Origin of the sequence: Agrobacterium tumefaciens str. B6 (assembly GCF_001541315.1) — a bacterium.
GTDB lineage: Bacteria > Pseudomonadota > Alphaproteobacteria > Rhizobiales > Rhizobiaceae > Agrobacterium > Agrobacterium radiobacter.
In genome coordinates this window covers 531,039-551,825 of record NZ_LMVK01000001.1, presented here as the reverse complement: position 1 = coordinate 551,825, position 20,787 = coordinate 531,039, and the positions used below count along the sequence as shown (strand labels likewise).

Annotated in this window: 14 protein-coding genes; 4 read left to right on the top strand and 10 right to left on the bottom strand. The window is 59.9% G+C overall.

What is annotated here, in order from left to right; all coding sequences use genetic code 11:
- Nucleotides 1-30 precede the first annotated feature (30 nt).
- Nucleotides 31-2,469: a DUF1217 domain-containing protein gene (locus ASB65_RS02670; protein WP_060722938.1), complete on the bottom strand. Its 2,439-nt coding sequence runs from the start codon at nt 2,467-2,469 to the stop codon at nt 31-33.
- A gap of 367 nt (nt 2,470-2,836) precedes the next feature.
- Between ASB65_RS02670 and ASB65_RS02665 the strand changes: the two genes are divergently transcribed.
- Complete coding sequence (locus tag ASB65_RS02665) at nt 2,837-3,403, top strand: DUF6101 family protein (RefSeq protein ID WP_003503226.1); 567 nt, start codon at nt 2,837-2,839, stop codon at nt 3,401-3,403.
- Between the two features lie 77 nt (nt 3,404-3,480).
- On the opposite strand, the gene ubiA is transcribed toward ASB65_RS02665, so the two are convergent.
- From ubiA to ASB65_RS02645, 4 genes are all read right to left on the bottom strand, one after another.
- Nucleotides 3,481-4,434 (bottom strand): 4-hydroxybenzoate octaprenyltransferase, encoded by a 954-nt coding sequence (gene ubiA, locus ASB65_RS02660; protein ID WP_060722937.1) that lies wholly within the window; start codon nt 4,432-4,434, stop codon nt 3,481-3,483.
- A 268-nt stretch (nt 4,435-4,702) separates the two neighbouring features.
- Nucleotides 4,703-5,503, bottom strand: a complete 801-nt coding sequence (locus tag ASB65_RS02655; protein WP_003503231.1) for a MipA/OmpV family protein — start codon at nt 5,501-5,503, stop codon at nt 4,703-4,705.
- 145 nt (nt 5,504-5,648) lie between these two features.
- Nucleotides 5,649-6,905: an SAM-dependent methyltransferase gene (locus ASB65_RS02650; protein WP_060722936.1), complete on the bottom strand. Its 1,257-nt coding sequence runs from the start codon at nt 6,903-6,905 to the stop codon at nt 5,649-5,651.
- A gap of 168 nt (nt 6,906-7,073) precedes the next feature.
- The gene (locus tag ASB65_RS02645; protein ID WP_060722935.1) at nt 7,074-9,398 is read right to left on the bottom strand and encodes a Tex family protein; all 2,325 of its coding nucleotides are present in this window, start codon (nt 9,396-9,398) and stop codon (nt 7,074-7,076) included.
- Nucleotides 9,399-9,599: 201 nt separating this feature from the next.
- Here ASB65_RS02645 and purD point away from each other — a divergent pair, with 201 nt between their 5' ends.
- From purD to ASB65_RS02630, 3 genes are all read left to right on the top strand, one after another.
- Nucleotides 9,600-10,871, top strand: a complete 1,272-nt coding sequence (gene purD / locus ASB65_RS02640; RefSeq protein ID WP_060722934.1) for a phosphoribosylamine--glycine ligase — start codon at nt 9,600-9,602, stop codon at nt 10,869-10,871.
- A gap of 156 nt (nt 10,872-11,027) precedes the next feature.
- Nucleotides 11,028-11,537 (top strand): plant virulence effector HPE1-like domain-containing protein, encoded by a 510-nt coding sequence (locus ASB65_RS02635; protein ID WP_060723030.1) that lies wholly within the window; start codon nt 11,028-11,030, stop codon nt 11,535-11,537.
- A gap of 326 nt (nt 11,538-11,863) precedes the next feature.
- A complete protein-coding gene (locus ASB65_RS02630) occupies nt 11,864-13,687 on the top strand; it encodes a methyl-accepting chemotaxis protein (RefSeq protein WP_060722933.1) in 1,824 nt (607 codons plus the stop codon).
- 215 nt (nt 13,688-13,902) lie between these two features.
- On the opposite strand, the gene ASB65_RS02625 is transcribed toward ASB65_RS02630, so the two are convergent.
- From ASB65_RS02625 to ASB65_RS02605, 5 genes are all read right to left on the bottom strand, one after another.
- Nucleotides 13,903-14,397, bottom strand: a complete 495-nt coding sequence (locus ASB65_RS02625; protein WP_020813596.1) for a DUF523 domain-containing protein — start codon at nt 14,395-14,397, stop codon at nt 13,903-13,905.
- Nucleotides 14,398-14,627: 230 nt separating this feature from the next.
- Nucleotides 14,628-16,781 (bottom strand): glycine--tRNA ligase subunit beta, encoded by a 2,154-nt coding sequence (glyS, locus tag ASB65_RS02620; protein WP_060722932.1) that lies wholly within the window; start codon nt 16,779-16,781, stop codon nt 14,628-14,630.
- A gap of 100 nt (nt 16,782-16,881) precedes the next feature.
- On the bottom strand, nt 16,882-18,819 hold the full coding sequence (locus ASB65_RS02615; protein WP_060722931.1) for a DUF2207 domain-containing protein: 1,938 nt from the start codon (nt 18,817-18,819) through the stop codon (nt 16,882-16,884).
- Between the two features lie 22 nt (nt 18,820-18,841).
- Nucleotides 18,842-20,119: a 3-phosphoshikimate 1-carboxyvinyltransferase gene (locus ASB65_RS02610; protein ID WP_060722930.1), complete on the bottom strand. Its 1,278-nt coding sequence runs from the start codon at nt 20,117-20,119 to the stop codon at nt 18,842-18,844.
- 87 nt (nt 20,120-20,206) lie between these two features.
- Nucleotides 20,207-20,758, bottom strand: coding sequence for a LemA family protein (locus tag ASB65_RS02605; RefSeq protein ID WP_020813593.1), 552 nt, complete (start codon nt 20,756-20,758; stop codon nt 20,207-20,209).
- Between the last annotated feature and the right edge of the window lie 29 nt (nt 20,759-20,787).

The following is a 20,787-nucleotide window of genomic DNA, read 5'->3' as shown; positions in this document are numbered from 1 at the left end:
CCGGACATGTCCGGCCTTCCTCTTTTCGAGCTATCGTGCCCGTAGCGTCGCGACCGCCAGCAACGTATCGCCGCTGATACCCACCGAGCCGCTGCCATTGAACAGGGTCATGATGGGATCGGCGACGTTCTGCTGATTGTCGTACATGATGGTGAAACGGGCGATCAGCTTCTTGACCTTATCCGGGTCCTGAAAATCCTTGATGTCGAAATATTTCTTCATCATCGCCACCTGGGTATCGACGCCGGCATTACCGAGTTCATCGGGAATGCCAAAGGTAGTCTTGATGAAGTTCTGGATCGCGGTATCGGCAAGGATCGAATAATAGGATGTCGTCCCGGCCGCCATGCGCTTGAAATAGAGCGCCAGTCGCACGCCGGCGTTTTCTTCGCCCGCCTGCGTTTCCAGCGTCTGGGTCAGATAATTGTCGAGCGTTTCATAAAGTCCGCGCCGGGTCTGGATCAGGCTGCGGTCTTCATGAAGGAGCTTGCCGTCCGTGTCGAAATTGAAGGCGGTGACGAGGCGGCGGAAGACCGGATCCATCTCCTTGTTGACGTAGCTGTCCTTGTCATCAAGATTTGACGTGAATATCTTCTGCAGCTGTTCTTTCGTCACGCTCGTGGGGTCAATGCCGAGCGATTCCATCGCGAATTTGGTCAGGCGGTCATTGGCCAGAAATTCACTGAGCGTCTTGATCTTCTGCATTTCGCCCGAGAAATATTTCGCCTCGGCCGTGGCGGCCTCCTTGTCCTTAGCTGTACCGAAAGCCGATTTCTTCTTGATGTAGTCGGCCGACATGGTCTGCAGCTCGATTTCCGACTGCGCGAGAATGGGTGCACCGACCGAACCGTCCTTGGTGAAGTTGAAGAGTTCGGCAAGCTTCACATACCGATCATCCTTCAACGTATAAACGTAGCTCTTCTTGTCCTGCAGGTCGCTGGTCAGCACCCTCTGGATATCGGAGATGTTCACCTTGGCGGGATCGAGGCCGACAGCCTTCAGCGCATAGGTATAGACCGCATTGGTTCCGAGGAAATCATTGACGCTTGTGACCTTGCCAATGCTGCTCTTGAACAGCGTGAGCGCCTTTGCGTCAGCTGCCTCGTCCGCATCATTGTAATGGGTCATGTAACCGCTGGTGGTCGTCGCGGTCTGTGTCGTTGTCTGCGGCGTCGTGCCGGCCGCGAGCGTCCCGTCGGGTAGAAAGTTGAACGCGTTTTTCAGGGCGAGGTAACGCTTGTCGTTCTTGCCCATGGTCGCGATATAATTGTTCGGATCGCTGAGATCGCTTGTGAGGATGTTCTTGATCGTTGCCGGCACGATGGTCAGGTCGTTCAGGTCGAAGGCCGTTCTGATGTAATTGACAAGCCGCGCATCCGACATCAGTTCCTCTACTGTCGTGATGGAACCAATCTTCGATTCGAAGTAATCGCGGTTCAGCGTCGCGACGGTCGGCGTCACACGCGCTGCGCTGCCGATATAGGAGTCCGTGATGGCTTTCAGATTGTCCGCCGTCTGTGCCCCGCCAGCAGTTACCGTGCCGTCATTCTTGAACTCGAAGGCGTTAGCGATCTGCGCCATCTTGTTATATTGGGTGACGGTGTTCGACAGCGTCGTCTGTTCCGCCTTGATCGCCGCAAGCTTCGCCTCCCACTCATCCTTTGGTGGCAAAACGGCCTCAAGCTGGGTCAGCTGGTCCTGGCGGGTCACCTTTTCCGCCTCGAGTTTCGTGCGCTCTTCGTTTGTCAGACCCGTGCCCGCAAGTTCGGTATCGATGGCCGTAATCCGGGTGGTGACCTGCGCATGCAGTTCGATATTACCCTTCATCGTCAGTTTTTCGACCGCGTCATTATAGGCCGCGCCGTATTTTTGGTTGATGTAGCTATTGGGATCGTTGACGTCGCTCGTCATCAATCCCTTGATATGGGCATAGGAATAGGTCTTCTCATCGACGCCGAAGACCTGGAAGATATAGGCGCGGGTGCGGTCGTTGCGCAGCAGCTGGTCGGCATTCGTCACCGTGCCGATGATTGCCTTGTAATAACGTGTCTCTTCCGCAAGGCTGCTGTTCAGATTGGTGATCGACGTATCATAAAGCCCGATCATCTTGTCGAGCTGTGCGTCTGTCTGCACGGTCTTTGTCGAAGAGCTGAAATTGAAGGCGGCGGCGAATTCCCGATAACGCTCGTCGGTCAGCTTGTTGGCGAAGCTGTTCTGGTCGTTCAGGTCGCTGTCGAGCACCTTTTTCATGAAGGCCTTGGCATAGGTCATCTCGCCCAGACCGAAGGCATCCATGGCATAGGAATAGAGCTGGTAGTTATCGAGGAATTCATCGACGCTTTTCACATTGCCGATGTTTTCCTTGTAATATTTCGTCTGCCGCTCCACGAGCCCCTGCTGCGACACGCGCGAGATGCTTGCCTTCATATCGCGGTTGATGAGGTCGTAGCTGAGATAAGTCGATACCATCCGTATGCCCCCTGGAGCACAGCGCATCCCCTCGGGGACACCAAAAGCTCCGGTTTTGAACCACCCATCGCGCGCCCATCCGGACGCACGGCAAGCCTTGGCATGACTATGCATGACGCGCCTTGCCCGTAGCTTGAAAGAGCACAATTCCGATCGGGATAAAAACCGCATTGTCTCGATCTGCTTTACCTAAGCGAAACCATGCCACAGTGTGTTTTGCTAACCATTTGGGAATGCAAAGTTTTCTTAACCGCGATTTTTAAGCAGTCTCGAACATGCGGCGGATATTCTCCCGACATCAGAGGACGAAAAGTCCCGATGAGAAGACCGGAAACCGGCTCTCAGGTAAAACAAGGGTAGAATAAACATGACCAAGACCGTTCTGAAGCCCGACTGGGCCGTCGCCACTCTCAGACTCGACCCGGCACGTTTTCCGCAACAGGTCACCTATGGAAAAGGCAATGGCGCGACCGATGTCGCCGTCACTCTCGATGAACGGGGCGCCGTTCTGCGAAAGGTTCTGTCCTCTTCCGGCCTGCCTCTGTCCTTCGCCCTGCCTGCCCGCGCTTTCAAGGGTGTTGCCGCCCGCGCCATCGACCATGGCGACGGACAGGTGACGGTGACCCTGGAACTGCACCATGACGATCCGGATCTCTGCGTTCCGCTTCTCGTCGCTCACGATCTCTGCGATATCGCCGCCGACTGGCGCAGCTGGTCTGAAGCCTACCGCATTCCCATGCTGATGGTGGAAGCCGATGGCGTTGCCCGTCCGCTGGAAGAACATCTCGGCAAGGTGCGCACCCAGAATACCCGTCCGCGCCGCCGCCATTCCTATTTCGCGGAACGCCGTCCCCGCTTCCTCGTTCGCCGCTCCACCGGTTCGCTCGGCATGAGCATGAAGATCGAGGGCAAGGAAATCATCGCCCGCAGCTGATAATCTTCAGCCAGACAAATCAAAAAGCCCGGCGCGGATGACGCGGCCGGGCTTTTTCCATTCCGTATTTTCACGGCTTACGCCAGCAACAGCGACAGGATCAGGCCTGCGAAAATCAGCACGCCGACGCGGTTGTTGGATTTGAACAGCACGAGGCACTGGTCCACGTCATCGATATCGAGCACCCAGACCTGGCGGAACAGCATGAGCGCGGCAGCGGCAAGGCCGCTATAGGCAATGATGTTAACGTCCGCCATCCAGAACGACAGGAACATCATGGCAAGGGCTGTGCCATAAAGGAAAACCAGCCAGCGATGTGTGTTCTCGCCAAACAGCAGGGCGGTCGAACCGATGCCCACCGCGGTGTCATCTTCCTTGTCCTGATGGGCGTAGATTGTATCATAACCGATCGTCCAGGCGATGGAGCCGACATAAAGCAGGACAGCCGGCCAGGCGAGCGATCCGAATTGCCCGGCCCAGCCCATCAGCGCGCCCCAGGAAAAGGCAAGGCCGAGGAAAAATTGCGGCCAGTTGGTGAAGCGCTTGGCGAAGGGATAGATCGCCACGAAAACCAGCGAGAATATGCCGGTCGCGATTGCGAAACTGTTGAACTGCAAAAGCACGACGAGCCCGGCAAGCGCCTGCAGGACGATGAAGACCTTGGCCTGCATCCGGCTCACGCGGCCGGAAGGCAGCGGCCGCGAACGGGTGCGCGCCACGGCCATGTCGATCTTGTGGTCGGCCAGATCATTATAGGTGCAGCCCGCACCACGCATCGCCACCGACCCGATGAAGAACAACGCCAGATGCCAGATCAGTGTCGCCCAGGAAAAGCCGCCGCTTGCCACCGCCACATTGGCCGCAAGGGCCGCGGACCAGAAACACGGCCACATCAACAATTGCCAGCCGATGGGGCGATCCCATCGTGCAAGCTGCGCATAGGGCCAGAGGGACCTCGGCAAAATCCGATAGACCCAGTTGTTGGATGGCGCGTCGGAAACGCGGTCTGACAAATCGCTGTGGTGAACCATAAGGATGGTTCTACAGCATCGGCGGAAAAATCGGAACGGTTTTCAAAGTGCAAAGATGCGCGGTTCTTGGCGGATTGCAACACGCCACCGGCAAAGCGAAAACCTCACCGACGTCATCCTCGAGCTTGACCCTAGGATCCACAACCCGTTGAAATCAATGGATCCTCGGGTCAAGCCCGAGGATGACGTCGAACGCGGATTGGCAGAAACATCAAGGCCCGCAACGGTTTCCTGCGGGCCATCAACCTCAGACATTCGGTTTCTTGTCTCAGGGCAGCGAAAAATTGAATTTATAGCTTGCCTGAACACCGATGATGAACTGGTTTTTCGAGCCGCGCTCGCGCACCAGCGAGCTATCGGCGGCATCACCGGTCAGGCGGCGATATTCCGCAAACGACCCGACTTCGGCGTTCTCGGTGACCTTCCAGGTGATGGCGGCGCCGATGCCGGCGGAATGCAGGCCGCCGCCCGGGCTATAGGGCGATGGCGCACCGGCGGCCGTCTGTGCGGCACTGACGCCGTAATAACGCTCATTGTACTTGCTGCTCACCCACGTGGCGCGCGGGCCGGCGGAAATCTGGATACCGGGGGCGATATCGGTGAAGGCATCGACGGCAACATCGCCGACCACGCCGCTATGGCTGCGGATACCCTGACGGACTTCGCCGCGAACGCGCAGCCAGTCGGTCGGATAAGCCTCGGCGAAACCACCAAGCTCGCCGCCGCGCTTGATGCGGGTCATGCCCTTGAGATCGGCGGAATCGCCCTCGTCACGTGGGGAAACCAGCTTGCCGGCCAGACCCATGCTGATCGGGCCATTGTCCAGAAGCGAAATCGAGGCGCTGTCGTTGCGCGAGGTAAAACGTGCGCCCTGCCCCTGACGGCCGAGCGAAATGATGGGCGAAAAGCCGAATTCATTCTTGTTGTCGCCCTGATATTTCGGCGCGGTGAAACCCGCACCACCGAGCTTCAGATACCAGTCGCCCGAAAACCAGCCTTCCGCATGGGCATTGCCCACGGCAAAAAGCGACAGGACACAGGCGGCGGCGGCCGCTGATGGCTTGAACATGAAAGAACCCCAGAAACGCAATACAGACAAGGTGCCCGTAGAATTAGAGGGATTGTCTTTCCATTTCATTAACCAGAGCGGGAAAGCAAACCGGCGGCTACTTCCCCGTCATTCCGGCCCTGAGCCGGCATGACGGGGAAACACCTTAGAACGTCACCTTCTCGAGTGGCGCACGGGTCTTCTCGAACTCCAGCAGCTTCGCCTCGTTCTGCGCAATGTAGTCGCGATTATGCGGAACGGCATCGCGGTCCTTGGCGAGCTGGATCTGGAAGATATGGAAATTTTCGTGGGTAAAGGCCATTTCCGACCCCGCCAGATAAAATTCCCACATGCGGAAGAAACGTTCGTCGTAAAGCGCTATCGCTTCCGCCTTGCGCGCCACGAAACGCTCACGCCAATGCCTGAGCGTATGCGCATAATGCATGGGCAGGATTTCGATATCCTTCACCAGCAGCCCGGATTTCTGGATCGACGGCAGCACCTCGGCAAGCGAGGGTATGTACCCACCGGGGAAAATATATTTTTCGATGAAGGGATTGGTCGCCAGTGCAGGGCTGGGCTGGCCGATGGAATGCAGCACCATCACGCCCCTGTCGTCCAGCACCTCCGCCACCTTGTCGAAATAATCGCGATAATGCGTCGGCCCGACATGTTCGAACATGCCGACGGAAACGATGCGGTCATATTTCTTCGAGGCCGGCAGATAGCGGTAATCCTGCAATTCGAAGCGGACATTACCGGCAAGGCCCCGTTTTGCCGCACGATCGCGGGAAACGCGCAGCTGTTCCTCGCTGAGCGTGATGCCGGTCACGTCGGCACCGGCGCTTTCAGCGATATACATCGCCATACCGCCCCAGCCGGAGCCGATTTCCAGCACGCTCTGGCCCGGCTCGGTCATCAGCTTGGCCGCTATATGCCGTTTCTTGGCGACCTGCGCCTCATAAAGGCTGATGCCGGGCGGATTGAAATAGGCGCAGGAATATTGCCAGTCCTCATCAAGGAAGAGATCGAACAGCTTGGCGCTCAGGTCATAATGATGGGCGACATTGCTCTTGTTGTGATTGACCGGCAGATGCATCTTGATGCGGGCGGCGATGATGCGCGCCATGCCGCGCCAGACCATGCCGAAGGACAGCGCCTCGCTCAGCGTGTTGCCTTTGACCAGTGCGAGGAAATCGTAGATGTCGCCTTCTGCGACCTTCGCCCGGCCCTCCATGTACATTTCAGCGAGCTTCAGCGCCGGATCGGCGGCTATCTCCTGCATGGCGGCTTCATCGGTGAAGTTCAGAACCACCTTTTTTCCCGTGCCGTTGCCGAAAGTGCGGCTGCCGCCCGGGCTGTTGACGGTGAGATCACCGATCTTGATTATCTTTTCGAGAAGAACATGCAGAGACGACGCCATGGCACCCCCAATTGCTAAGTCTCACTTATCAATTTTGCAGACCGTATTCCTTTCGGCACAAGTTTCAAGATAGTCTTATTTCAAAAAAATTGAACGATTTCATCAAGGAAAAAGCCCCGCCGGGGTATACGGCGAGGCTTTTTGGTAAAAAATCATTTCAACCCAGGGTCAGCGCCGCTTCATGGCTTCAGCCAGCGCGGCGGCAAGCGCACCACCGGTTTGCGACCCCTCGTTGCGCTCTTTCGGTTTTGATGTCGCGTGGCGCATGGCGCTGGCATTGCCCTTTTCACGCATCGGCTGCGGCGCTGCCTCGCCGCCATCCTTACGCATGGTGAGGCCGATGCGCTTGCGCTTCACGTCCACTTCCACGACTCGTACCTTGACGACATCGCCCGCCTTGACGACCTCATGCGGGTCTTTCACGAAACGATCGGCAAGCTGCGACACATGCACAAGCCCGTCCTGATGCACGCCGATATCCACGAAGGCGCCAAAGGCGGCGACATTGGTGACCGTACCCTCCAGCAGCATGCCCGGTTTCAGATCGGTGATCTCGTCCACACCTTCGGCAAAGGTCGCGGTCTTGAAGCTCGGGCGCGGGTCGCGGCCGGGCTTTTCCAGTTCGGCGATGATGTCTTTTACGGTGGGCAGACCGAATTGCTCGTCGATGAACGTCTTCGGATCAAGCGCCTTCAGCGCGGCGCTGTCGCCCATCAGCGAACGCAGATCGCGGCCGCAGGCGGCAACGATCTTTTTCGCCACGCCATAGGCCTCCGGGTGAACCGAGGAAGCATCCAGCGGCTCCTTGCCGTTCGGGATGCGCAGGAAGCCCGCGCATTGCTCGAAGGTGCGCTGGCCGAGGCGCGGCACCTTCAGCAATTCCTTGCGGCTGGCAAACGGCCCGGTCTGGTCACGATGGGCGACGATGGCATCGGCAATCGAGCTGCCGAGACCGGAGACCCGCGCCAGAAGCGGCGACGAGGCCGTGTTGAGATCGACGCCGACGGCGTTCACCGCATCTTCCACCACAGCATCGAGTGAGCGGCTGAGACGGCCCTGATCGACATCATGTTGGTACTGGCCGACACCGATGGATTTTGGCTCGATCTTCACCAGTTCCGCCAGCGGATCCTGAAGACGGCGGGCGATGGAAACGGCGCCGCGCAACGAAACGTCGAGATTGGGGAACTCCGCTGCCGCCCGCTCCGAAGCGGAATAAACGGATGCGCCCGCTTCCGAGACGATGACCTTGGTGGGCTTTGCACCGGAAGCGGAAGCCGGCATCTGCGCCAGAAGATCGGCCACCAGCTTTTCCGTCTCGCGGCTGCCCGTGCCGTTGCCGATGGCGATCAGCTCGACATTGTGTTTGCGAATGAGCAAAGCGAGTTCCGCCTGCGTACCGCGCACGTCATTCTTCGGCGGGAAGGGATAGACCGTGCTGGTGTCCAGGAGCTTGCCGGTACCATCCACGATCGCAACCTTCACGCCGGTGCGGATGCCGGGATCAAGCCCCATGGTGGCGCGGGAGCCGGCGGGGGCTGCCAGCAGCAGGTCCTTCAGATTGCGGGCGAAGACATTGATCGCCTCCTCTTCCGCCCGCTCGCGCAACTCGCGCATCAGATCGAGCGACAGCGACATAGAAAGCTTCACCCGCCAGGTCCAGCCAGCGACCTCCATCAGCCATTGATCGGCAGGCCCCGCATTGCGGATATCGAAGGCGGCGGCGATGGTGCGCTGCGCGGGTTTCACCGGTGAGGGATCATCCGCATCGACATCGATCGTCAGCGTCAGAATTTCTTCGTTCCAGCCGCGCAGCATGGCCAGCGCGCGGTGGCCGGGCACCGTCGCCCAGCGCTCGAAATGATCGAAATAATCGGAGAATTTTTCGCCCGTCGCCTGTTTGCCGTCCACGACCTTGGCGCGGAAGGTGGCGTTCTGGCGCATGTAATCACGCAGGCGGCCGAGCAGATCGGCATTTTCCGTCATGGTTTCAGCCACGATGTCGCGCGCGCCCTCAAGCGCCGCCTTCACATCGGCCACTTCGCCCTGCACATAAGCTTCCGCCAATTTCGCCGGATCGGCAGCGCGGTTTTCCCAGATGGCTTCCGCAAGCGGGCCGAGACCGCGTTCACGGGCGATTTCCGCGCGGGTGCGGCGCTTCGGCTTATAGGGCAGGTAGAGGTCTTCCAGCTCCGCCTTGGTCCCGGCCTGCATGATCTTGACCATCAGCTCGTCGGTCATCTTGCCCTGACCGGTGATGGAATCGACGATGGAGGCGCGGCGCGCATTGAGTTCGCGCAGATAGACGAGACGTTCCGAAAGCGTGCGCAGCTGGGTATCATCAAGTCCTCCGGTCACTTCCTTGCGGTAACGGGCGATGAAGGGAACGGTCGCGCCCTCGTCCAGCAGGGCCACCGCCGCCTTCACCTGATCGGCGCGGGCGTTGATTTCGGAGGCGATGAGCGTGGTGAGGCGGGCATTATCTGCGGTCATGAGGTTCTCTGATGTCACATCTGGAGCGGCGAACATAATGTCTGATTGTGGCGTGACAACAAGAGGCGGGAACGATTCCACAGGAAAGGCTGACTTCAAGGGAAAGACGGGCATTTGCGGCGCTTTCTCCTTGACCTTTCGCCCCCCTGCCCTTAACGCCCCTGACACAAGGTTACTGGCGAATTTGCAGGGGTATTGACCATGAAAGTTCTGTTGATCGGTTCCGGCGGACGCGAACATGCGCTGGCGTGGAAAATCGCCCAGTCTCCCTTGCTTGAAGAATTTTATGCCGCCCCCGGCAATCCCGGCATCGCCGACCACGCGACACTCGTTTCGCTTGATGTGGAAGACCATGCGGCCGTCATCGCCTTTACGAAAGAAAAGGCAATCGACTTCGTTGTCGTCGGCCCGGAAGCGCCGCTGGTTGCGGGTCTGGCGGATGATCTGCGTGCCGCCGGCATCGCCACCTTCGGACCGTCGAAAGCGGCGGCCCAGCTTGAAGGCTCCAAGGGCTTCACCAAGGATCTCTGTGCGCGCTACGATATTCCGACCGGCGCTTACCAGCGTTTCAAGACTGCCGAACCGGCCAAGGACTATGTTCGTGCACAGGGTGCGCCGATCGTCATCAAGGCGGACGGACTTGCCGCCGGCAAGGGCGTAACCGTGGCTATGACGGAAGCGGAAGCGCTTACCGCGATCGACGACTGTTTCGACGGCGCTTTCGGTGCAGCTGGCGCCGAAGTGGTGGTGGAGGCCTTCCTCGACGGCGAAGAAGCCAGCTTCTTCTGCCTTTCCGACGGCAAGACCGCGCTGGCGCTCGCCACCGCGCAGGATCACAAGCGTGTCGGCGATGGCGATACCGGCCCGAATACCGGCGGCATGGGCGCCTATTCTCCCGCCCCCGTCATGACATCGGCCATGGTGGAGCGCACTATGAAGGAAATCATCGAGCCGACGATCTCGGGCATGGCCAAGGATGGTAATCCCTTCTCCGGCGTGTTCTTCGCCGGCCTGATGATTACCGCCAAGGGCCCGGAACTCATCGAATATAACGTCCGTTTCGGCGATCCCGAATGCCAGGTGCTGATGATGCGCCTGAAAAGCGATCTGCTGCCGATCCTCTACGCCACCGCCACCGGCACGCTGGACAAGGTTGAGGCGGAATGGAGCGACGACGCAGCGCTGACTGTCGTTCTTGCCTCGAAGGGTTATCCCGGCGCTTACGACAAGAATACGCCGATCGCCCATATTCCCGAGGCGAGCGAAGAGGCGAAGGTCTTCCATGCCGGAACCGCGCTGAAGGACGGCAGTCTGGTGGCGACGGGTGGACGCGTGCTGAACGTCACCGCCCTTGGAAAGACAGTGACGGAAGCGCAGGCCCGCGCCTATGCGCTGGCGGACAAGGTGGAGTGGGAAAACGGCTTTTGCCGCCGCGATATCGGCTGGCAGGCTGTCGCGCGCGAAAAGGCCTGATCCTTAAGGAAAATGGGGTTGGGAGCGAATATTTCGTTCAATTTTTACCAAGTTTGCTGACCCGATGGAAACGAAACATCGGTAATACTTGCCGGAATATTGAATGGCGCACTGTGCCTCGATCACGAGGCCGCGCCGTCATTTCGGGGGTTTTCGATGCGTCGTCTTTTTCTGACAGCTGTTATCGCGCTGACCGGCGGGTCGGCGATGGCATCTTCCATCGAATATATAAACGGCGTGCACGTGGCCAATGGCAGCTTCGTTCGCCGCGATTGCGCGGGCTGCCAGCCCGTGAAGGGCAAAGCCGTAACGCAGGGTTATGCGGTTCCCTCCATTGAGCCTGGCACGCAGCACACGGAAATGCGCGAAGTCGACGGCAAGCGCACCCTGGTGCGCACCGAAGCCTGGCTTGGCGGTGCGCCCGTCACCTTCGTCAGCACCAATCCCGCATGGATGACGGAAACCTCCAGCACCGCCATCGCGACCTATGACGAGTCGGAACCCGCGGCACATCCGGTTGAGACGGTTTCGACACCGGCCGGCATCGACGTGACGACGACCACGGCAGCCGTCAAGGAACTTTCCACCGAAAATGCAGCCGAGCCTGCCAGCGCCTCGGTGATCGGCGCGCCCCAGTTCCCGGATTTCAAATTGCGCGGCAACTGACCGGCCGAAGACGTTTTTGATGACGAACGTCAAATAATCGCGTCATCGCTGTATTCCCGAAATGACGCTGCAACCATGCGGGGAATGTTGCTTTCTCCGCCGCGTATTCTGCCTATAAGGCCTGATAAAGCCTTCGCTAATTAAATATTTATTCAAATTTTTAGCCGCTAAGTGGGTTTATAGTGCGATGCAGCACAGGATGAGGCCACGGCGGGGACACGCGCTTTTCTGGCCTTTTATCGCGCATCATGCGCCTCTCCCTTCTCTGAAACATCGGTACCGCGCGGCATTTTCAGGCGCGCGATTCCAAACGCTTGTGAGCGCCCATGAAGAACCTTTCCATTTCCCGTCAACTGATCGTTCTCGTGGTGGCCCTGATGGCCGCCTTCGCCGTGGCGACGTTTTACCAGCTGAAATCCGCCACCGATGCTATCTATGAGGAACGCTACGGCATGCTGCGGACGCAGGTGCAATCGGCGATCTCCATCCTGCAATCCTTCCACGACAAGGAAAAGGCCGGAACGCTTTCGCGCGACGAGGCCATGAAGCAGGCTTACGCGACTGTCAGCGCCATGCGCTTCACTCCCGACGGCTATCTCTTCGGTTACGACTACGACGTGACGATGAAGTTCCACCCCGATGCCAAGCGCGTCGGCGAAAGCTTCAAGGGCAAGCCTGACAGCAAGGGTTTCGCCTATCGTGACGAATTGGTGCGGCTTGGCCGCAATGGCGGCGGCCCAACGGATTTCTACGGTCCGAAGCCCGGTATGGAAGGCAATGATTACGCCAAGAGCTCCTATGCCCTTGCCTTTGAGCCCTGGCAGGTGGTGGTCGTGACCGGCGTTTACATCGATGATCTGAACGCGCAGGTTCGCGGCGATGTGATGAAGGCGCTGTCGATCGGCGCGCTGATCTTCGTGCTGGCGCTTGCCGCCGCTTTCTACGTCATCCGTGGCATTTCGAAGCCGCTCGGCGACATCCACCGCGCGCTTGGCGAAGTGGCCAATGAGAACGTCTCGCTTGCCATTCCCCATACCGGCCTCACCAACGAAGTGGGCATGATGGCGAAGGCCACCGCCTCGCTTCAGGACAAGGTGCGCGAGCGCCACGCCATGCAGCGCCGTGAGGAAGAACAGCAGCGGCAGCTCAATGCCGAGCGCCAGAACAATCTCGACATGCAGCGTGACGAGGCCGAATTGCAGGCACGCGTCGTCGCCACCATCGGCGAGTCCCTGGAGAAGCTCGCTGGCGGCGATCTGACCGTGCGTTGCGGCGATCTTGGCAGCCGTTACGCGGCGCTGCGCGACAATTTCAACGAGGCGCTGACCCATCTCGATGCCGCCATGGCCAAGGTGAACTCCAAGAGCATCGATATTGGCGGCTCCAAGGAAGAAATCCGCAAGGCTTCAAACGAGCTTTCACAGCGTACCGAACGGCAGGCCGCCAATCTGGAAGAAACCTCCGCAGCGCTCGACGAGCTGACCGTTGCGGTGCGCCAGACGGCGGAAGGGGCGGCCGACGCTGCCAAGCGCGTCACCACCGTCAGCTCCGAAGCCATGCGCAGCGACCGGGTGGTGGAAGAAGCGATTACCGCGATGAGCGGTATCGAGCAGTCCTCCGACCAGATTTCGAACATCATCGGCGTGATCGACGACATCGCCTTCCAGACCAACCTTCTGGCGCTGAATGCCGGTGTTGAAGCGGCGCGTGCCGGTGAGGCTGGCAAGGGCTTTGCCGTGGTGGCGCAGGAAGTGCGCGAATTGGCGCAGAAATCCGCCGCCGCCGCCAAGGAGATCAAGGACCAGATCGCCCGCTCTTCCGCCCAGGTGGAAAATGGCGTGCGGCTTGTCGGCGAGGCCGGCGATGCGCTGAAGCGCATCTCGGACCAGATCAAATCCGCCAACGAGATCGTCAGCAAGATCGCCCACTCGGCTGCCGAACAGGATACGACGCTACGATCGATCTCTTCGTCGCTCAACCAGCTCGATGTTGCCACCCAGCACAATGCCGCCATGGCGGAAGAAACCACGGCTTCGGCGGAAGCGCTGGCGGTGGATACCGAAGAGCTGCTGAACCTCATCCGCGGCTTCCGCGTCTCCTCCGGCCATCAGCTTCATGGCATGGCGCACGAGATGCGCATGGCGGGGTGACCACGAACGGTCTCATGCGATTGAAACAAAAATGCCGGGCACAGACCCGGCATTTTTACGTGCTCCAACATGTTCCCCACACATTCGGCGTCATCCTCGGGCTCGACCCACCCACATCTTCAGCGGGGAATGGATCTCGCCTCAAGGGCGAGAATGACGGAGGAGAGTATCAGCACGTTCGGAAATGAGCCATGCCATGTCTGCGTGGCCTCGTCTCAACGAGAAAGCGCATCCAGCCGGTCGATATCGGCAGGTGAAAATACGGCAATACCGGCCTTTTCGAGCAGGGCGGCCGTCACGCCATTGCCTGCGTGCTTGATACCCGAAAACGAACCATCGTAAATCGCAAGCGACCCGCATGACGGGCTGCCGTCGATCAGAAGCGCGTGGGTGCAGCCATTGGCCCTGGCGAAGGCGAGCGCCTTTTCCGCACCGGCGATGAACTCAGCCGTGACATCGCCACCGGTTACTTCCAGCACACGGGCGCGGCCTTCGAGCACATCGAGGCCGGAGGCCCCTTTCTCGATTTCCGCCGGCGGGCGCGGCACGGGCATGCCGCCCGCCATTTCCGGACAGATTGTCACCAGCCTGCCCTCGCTCTGCCAGCGCTCGATTGCCGGGTGAGAGAAGGGTTTGCCTTTTCCGTCATAGCGTACGGGTTGGCCGAGGAGGCAGGCGCTGATGAGAATTTTGGGAGGCGCGTGGGTCAATGGTAAGTCATCCTGCGAAAGCGCAAGCCTCAAAGTACCCCCTCTGTCCTGCCGGACATCTCCCCAACAAGGGGGGAGATCGGCAAGTGGGACGCTCCCCGCCAAAGCCGTAACATAAAGATAATCGAGAGGTCGCCACGATTCGATCTCCCCCCTTGTGGGGGAGATGTCCGGCAGGACAGAGGGGGGTGAACCGCGCACACTGACATGTACGGCTACCCCGAAACCCCTCACCCCGTGATCTTCGAAAAATCCGCAACCGTTCCGGTGGCTTCACGGATGGCCTTCAGCAACGCCAGACGGTTTGCACGGATGGCCGCATCCTCGTCATTGACGAGCACATCCTCGAAGAACTTGTCCACGGGCGCGCGCAACGTCGAAAGCGCCTGCATGGCCGAGCGGAAATCTTCGCCCGCAACAGCCTTCGCAGCATCTGCAGACGCGGTCCTGATCGCCGCATAGAGCGCCTTTTCAGCATCGAGTTTCAACAACTCTTCCGAAACGCCATCGGCTACCACGGTGCCCTTCTTTTCCTCGGCGGCCAGAAGCTGGGTGGCCCGCTTGGCGCCTGCCAGAAGGTTGCGGCCATCCTCGCCGGTGATGAAGGCGGTGAGCGCCTCGACACGGCGAGCGATCATCAGCAGATCGTCGGACTCAGGTGTGAGGACGGCGTCAATCAGGTCGTAACGCGCGCCGAGGTCGCGCAAGTAGACTTTCAGGCGGTCATGGAAGAAGGAGAGAAGGTCCGCATCCTTCGCAACGCTCAGCAGCGAAAGGCGCACGTTTTTCTCGAGCAGAATGCGCACGACGCCGAGCGCAGCGCGGCGCAGCGCGAAGGGGTCCTTCGAACCCGTCGGCTTTTCATCAATGGCCCAGAAACCGACGAGCGTGTCGAGCTTATCGGCCAGAGCGACCGTGATCGCCACCTTATCGGCCGGCAGGCGGTCGGAGGGACCCTGCGGCTTGTAATGGTCTTCGATCGCGGCGGCCACGCTCTCGTTTTCACCCTGCAGCGTCGCATATTTGCGGCCCATCAGGCCCTGAAGCTCGGGGAATTCGCCGACAGCTTCGGTACGCAGGTCGGCTTTCGCCAGCACCACAGCGCGGTCCACCAGAGCGGCATCGGCGCCGACGACCGGGGCCAGCGCCTTCGCCAGTTCGCGAATTCGCGTTACACGCTCGCCCTGCGATCCAAGTTTGGCATGGAAGGTGACATTGAGCGCATCGAGCTTCGCCATGCGCTGGTCGAGCGGCTTCTTGAGATCGAGGCCGAACTTCGCAGCCGATTCCTTCAGCGTTTCCAGATCGGGCAGATCGCCCTGGTCGCGGTTCCAGAAATGGCGGGCATCCGAAAGGCGGGCGCGCACGACCTTGCCATTGCCATGGATGATTTCCTTACCGCCGTCGCTTGCCTCGATATTCGAGATCAGGATGAAGCGGTTGGAAAGCCCCTCTTCCGCACCCTGATTACGGGTGACGAAACACTTCTGGTTGGTCTTGATGGTAAGCCGGATGATTTCCGCCGGAATTTGCAGATAGTCTTCCTCGAAGGTGCCCATCAGCACCTGTGGCCATTCGACGAGGCCGGAAACTTCTTCCAGCAGGCCTTCGTCTTCCACCAGGTCGAGACCATTGGCGAAAGCAAGGTCCTTGGCGTCGTGCAGGATGATATCCTTGCGGCGCTCGGCATCGAGAATGACCTTCGCCTTTTCAAGGCTCGAGACATAGTCCTCGAAACGGCGCACGGTGATCGGGCCGGGCGCATGGAAACGGTGGCCATAGGTGACGTTGCCGGCAACGATGCCGTCGATCACAAAGGGAATGACCTGCGTTTCGTCATGTTCGGGGCCGAACAGGCAGACGATGGATTGCAGCGGGCGCACCCAGCGCAGGCTCTCCGAGCCCTTGCCTTCAATGCCAGCATAGCTCGAGCCCTTCGGCATGGAGGCCGGGCCGGAGCGCATGGATTTCGGCCAGGGGAAAGAGCGGATGATGCCGGGCATCACCTCGGCGATGATCTCTTCCGCCGGGCGGCCGGGTTTGTTGATGATGGCGATATAGAAATCGCCCTTCTTCGGATCGGAAACGACCTGCGCTTCCGAGATATCGTTGAGGCCAGCGCCGCGCAGAAAGCCCTCGATGGCCTTTTCATTGGCATCGGTGCGCGGCCCCTTCTTTTCCTCGCGCACATCGGCGGAGCGGGCGTTGAGGCCGCGAATATCCAGTGTCAGACGGCGCGGCGTCCAATATTCGCGCGCACCCTCATAGGTCAGCCCTCTCTCCACAAGCGCGTCGGTGACGAGTTTCTTCAGATCGCCAGCCGCCTTGCGCTGCATGCGGGCGGGGATTTCCTCGGAGCGGAGTTCAAGCAGAAGATCAGGCATGGGATCAGGACTTTATCTGTTGTCGGACGATTGCGGTCGGCTTAGCAAGCAACGCGGCAAAAGTCACCAAGGCATTCGGTTAAATTACCGCCGGCGGGCGTTACCAGCCGCCGCCACCACCGCCGCCGCCGCCCGAGCCGGAGAAACCACCACCGCCACCGCCGGAAAAGCTGGAACTGGAGGAACTGACGGGCTGGGGAATGGTGGAGGCGATGGTATTTGCCATGGAGGTGGAGAAGCCGCCGATCCTGTCGCCAAAGCTGCCGTAATTGCCGCCCAAATACCAGCCGGGCGCATAACTTGCAGCAACGGCACCGGCAGCGGCTGTCGCAAGCCAGGTCTCGAAAGTGCGGCTCCACGGTTTTTCGACGCCGAGCGCCACCGCATAGGGCAGCAATTTCTCGAAATGCTGCGGCGACATGGCGGGGGCGCCAGCGGGGTTCATCCAGTCCTTTTCCGCCAGCGGCAGATAGGTTCTGAGACCTTCGATGCCATCCATCAGCTTGCGGCCAAGCGGCGTCGGCGCGCCCATCAGGAACAGGAAAAGCGCATTGGTGAGCACGATGCCGCCAATGGCGGCCAGCGCCAGCGACTTGGTGTCATGTGTCACATCCAGCAGGATTTGCGTGGCAATGCCGCCGATGGCGGAAAAGGCCACAAAACCGGCAAAGGCCAGCATGACGATGCCGCCGATGCGTTTGCGCAGCGGTGCGCCACGCGAGAACTGCCGGCCGATGCCGATCGACAGGATGCTGAAGAAGAATGCGAAAAAGCCGAAGACCAGAACGGCGGCAATGGCGCTTTCATCGAGATCGCCGAACACCAGCGTCGCAACGATGATGGCGATGCTGAAGAAGATGCCGAACACGGTGTAACCGGCGTTGCTGCGGTAATATTTGCCGCGATGTTCTTTCTCTATCGCCGCGCGGAACTGCGTTCCGACCTTTTCGACCTCCGCACCATGGGCCTTGTCGATGGTCAGCGTCTCCCCCGCACCGCCGATGGAGGCAAGCAGCGTCTTCTGCCCGGTCGGCAGATCGGCAGCGGTTGCCTTTTCCGTGCGCCTGATGACGATGGCGTTCTTCAGGTCTTCCAGAACGACGAAACCCTTCACCGCAAGATCAAGGGCCGAGGCGGAGAGCGCCGTCCAGCCCGCGCCGGAAAAACCGCGGTTATCGACATAGTTGACCAGAGCCGGGGAAAGCCCCTCCGGCGCATCCCAGCGCGGCACGACTACGCCTTTTGCGGGATCACGGCCGACGGCGAACCAGGCCCTCAGATAATAGAGGAGCACGGCGAAAAGCCCGCCGCCCGAAAGCAGAATGGCGAGATTATCCCGCAGCCACCAGCCTGCCTCCTGCGAGGTATCAGGTGCGGCGATGGCGCCCTTGGGCAGCTTGACGGCAACCGTCATGCCCTCGCCCACCGAAAACGGGCGGGTGGAGGCGAAGAACACCTCGTTGCCTTCGTTCAGAATCCGCGCATCCTTGCCCTTGGCGCCAAGCGGGCCGGTGAAGACGGCGGTATCCGTGGCCTTGACCCCCTGCGGCAGAGTGATGGTCGCGGAAATCTCGCCCATGGGGAATTGCCAGCCATTACCGGTGACGTTCCAGGTCAGCTCGTCATAATCGCTGAAATAACGGATCTGCCGGGCGGTGGTATAGGTGATCTGGAAGATATGCTCACCAGTCGGCAGAAAGCGGTCGGCGCTGCCGGTATAGATGCGGATGCCGCCATCGATATTTTCGGTGCGCCAGTTTTCAGGCGCGCCATCGCGCTCCACCGAAACGACGTTGAAATCCACCTTGGTGCGGCGGTTGTTCGCATCCAACGCATAAAGCGGGAAATCGCGGAAGATGCCGCGCTTGATGTTCCGGCCCTCGGCGCGGGCGGTGATGGTTTCCGTCACCGCCAGCTTGCCATCCGCCGCCACCTCGATGACGGAATGGTAGGAGCGGATGAATTCCTCCGCAAAAGCCGGGAAGGCCGCGCCCAGGAAGACGAACAACGCGAGAAGTCTTGCGGCGATGGTCTTCACGGGCGGTCCCTCCTCAATGGCTTCAGTGCTGCGGCTCGGCAGCGCTTTCCTTTTCGGTATAGTCGACGCCCAGCGAGGCGAGCGCTTTCCAGTAGGCGGGATAGGTTTTGCGCACGCAGGCGGGGTTCTGGATGGCGATACCACCGATCTTCAGCGCCGCGAGCGCAAAGCTCATGGCGATGCGGTGGTCGGCAAAGGTATCGATGGAAGCATCGACCGTCTGGCCCGCGAGAGCCGGATCGGAATGCACGATCAGGTCGTCGCCTTCTTCATGCGCCAGACCGTCGCGGATTTCATTGAGGCCGAGCGAGACAGCGCGGATGCGGTCGCATTCCTTGACGCGCAGATTGGCGATGCCGACGAAACGCACTGGCGTCTCGTTGAAGGCGGCCAGAACCGCGATGGTGGGAATAGCGTCCTGCATCTGCGAGCCGTCGATTTCGGCGGGCAGATGCGGGAACTTTGCCATGACCTCATAGGCCTTGGCATCCGGCTGGGTGAATTTGTCGGCGGGCGTGCCGATATCGATGGCACCGCCGGTCAGAAGTTCCGCGCCCCAGAGATAGGTGGCGGCGGAGGCATCCGGCTCGATGTGGAAATCGGTTGCCGTGTAACCCGTCGGATGCACGCGCCAGATGGCGTTGCTGACCCGCTCAATCTTCGCGCCGAAAGCTTCCATGGCGGATGTAGTGAGATCGATATAGCCCTTCGCGCCGATTTCCTCGCCTTTGAGAATGATATCGACAGGCTTGTCGCCGCAGGCAGCAGCCATCAGAAGTGCCGACACATACTGGCTGGAGAGGTTGGCGTCGATGGTGACGCTGCCTTTCGGGAACCCTGTGCCCTTGCCGCAGACGGTGACGGGCGGGCAGCCGGTCGGCGCTTCCGCTTCGACGCCGAGGGAGCGCAGGGCTTCCACCAGCGGCATGATCGGGCGTTTGCGCATGTGCTCGTCGCCATCGATGATGACGGCGCCATCCACAAGTGCTGCCGCCGCAGTGAGGAACCGCGTGGCGGTGCCGGCATTGCCAAGGAAAAGCGGCTTTTCCGGCTGCTGCAAAACACCGGTGCCTTCCACCACGAAGGTGGTGGCATCCGGTTCGGTTACCTTGACGCCCATCTCGCGCAGGGCTTCGGCCATATAAAGCGTGTCATCGCTTTTCAGCGCACCGGTCAGCCGGCTTTTGCCCTTGGCGAGGCCAGCCAGCAGAAGCGCGCGGTTGGTGATGGATTTGGAGCCGGGCGGCTCGACCTTGCCGGAAAGCGGGTGGCCGGGCGGTGTAATGGTCAGTTCGATCATGATTGTCGTCTTGTCAAAGAATGCGGCGAAGAGCCGGATTATCGGAATTTGAACGGGAGGTTTTAAGCCGCCGAAGAAGCAATGCGCTTAGAATTTCACGGTCGGCACGGCGCGGTCGGCCGGGTTCTCGATCTCGAAATAGGGCGCCTTGGAAAATCCGAACTGGCCTGCAACCAGATTGGACGGGAAGCTTTCCACCTTGACGTTGAGATCGCGGGCAGCGCCATTGTAATAACGGCGCGACATCTGGAGTTCACCTTCGATGGTTTCCAGCGACCGCTGCAATTCCAGAAAGTTCGTATTGGCCTTGAGATCGGGATAGGCTTCGGCCAGCGCAAAGAGCTTGCCGAGCGCCTGCGACAGCAGCCCTTCGGCCTGGGCACGACCTTCAACATCCCCCGCCGGCACGGCCTGCGCCCGGTTGCGCATGGCGATCACCTCTTCGAAGGTGCTTTTTTCATGCGCCGCGTAACCCTTCACGGTCTCGATGAGGTTGGGAATGAGATCGGCTCGGCGCTTCAGCTGCACGTCGATGCCCGACCACGCCTCTTCCTTCATCTGCCGCGCCTTGACCAGACCGTTATAGATGAAGACGACATAAAGCGCGATTGCCGCGATGATTGCCAGCGTGATGAACATGAATTGCGATTCCCAGCTTCGTTGCGCGC

Coding starts and splice junctions, on each gene's coding strand:
- ASB65_RS02630 (WP_060722933.1), top strand. CDS start 11,864: ATGAAGAACCTTTCCATTTCCCGTCAACTGATCGTTCTCGTGGTGGCC.
- ASB65_RS02650 (WP_060722936.1), bottom strand. CDS start 6,905: ATGGCGTCGTCTCTGCATGTTCTTCTCGAAAAGATAATCAAGATCGGT.
- ASB65_RS02605 (WP_020813593.1), bottom strand. CDS start 20,758: ATGTTCATCACGCTGGCAATCATCGCGGCAATCGCGCTTTATGTCGTC.
- ASB65_RS02645 (WP_060722935.1), bottom strand. CDS start 9,398: ATGACCGCAGATAATGCCCGCCTCACCACGCTCATCGCCTCCGAAATC.
- ASB65_RS02670 (WP_060722938.1), bottom strand. CDS start 2,469: ATGGTATCGACTTATCTCAGCTACGACCTCATCAACCGCGATATGAAG.
- ASB65_RS02610 (WP_060722930.1), bottom strand. CDS start 20,119: ATGATCGAACTGACCATTACACCGCCCGGCCACCCGCTTTCCGGCAAG.
- purD (WP_060722934.1), top strand. CDS start 9,600: ATGAAAGTTCTGTTGATCGGTTCCGGCGGACGCGAACATGCGCTGGCG.
- glyS (WP_060722932.1), bottom strand. CDS start 16,781: ATGCCTGATCTTCTGCTTGAACTCCGCTCCGAGGAAATCCCCGCCCGC.
- ASB65_RS02665 (WP_003503226.1), top strand. CDS start 2,837: ATGACCAAGACCGTTCTGAAGCCCGACTGGGCCGTCGCCACTCTCAGA.
- ubiA (WP_060722937.1), bottom strand. CDS start 4,434: ATGGTTCACCACAGCGATTTGTCAGACCGCGTTTCCGACGCGCCATCC.
- ASB65_RS02655 (WP_003503231.1), bottom strand. CDS start 5,503: ATGTTCAAGCCATCAGCGGCCGCCGCCGCCTGTGTCCTGTCGCTTTTT.
- ASB65_RS02635 (WP_060723030.1), top strand. CDS start 11,028: ATGCGTCGTCTTTTTCTGACAGCTGTTATCGCGCTGACCGGCGGGTCG.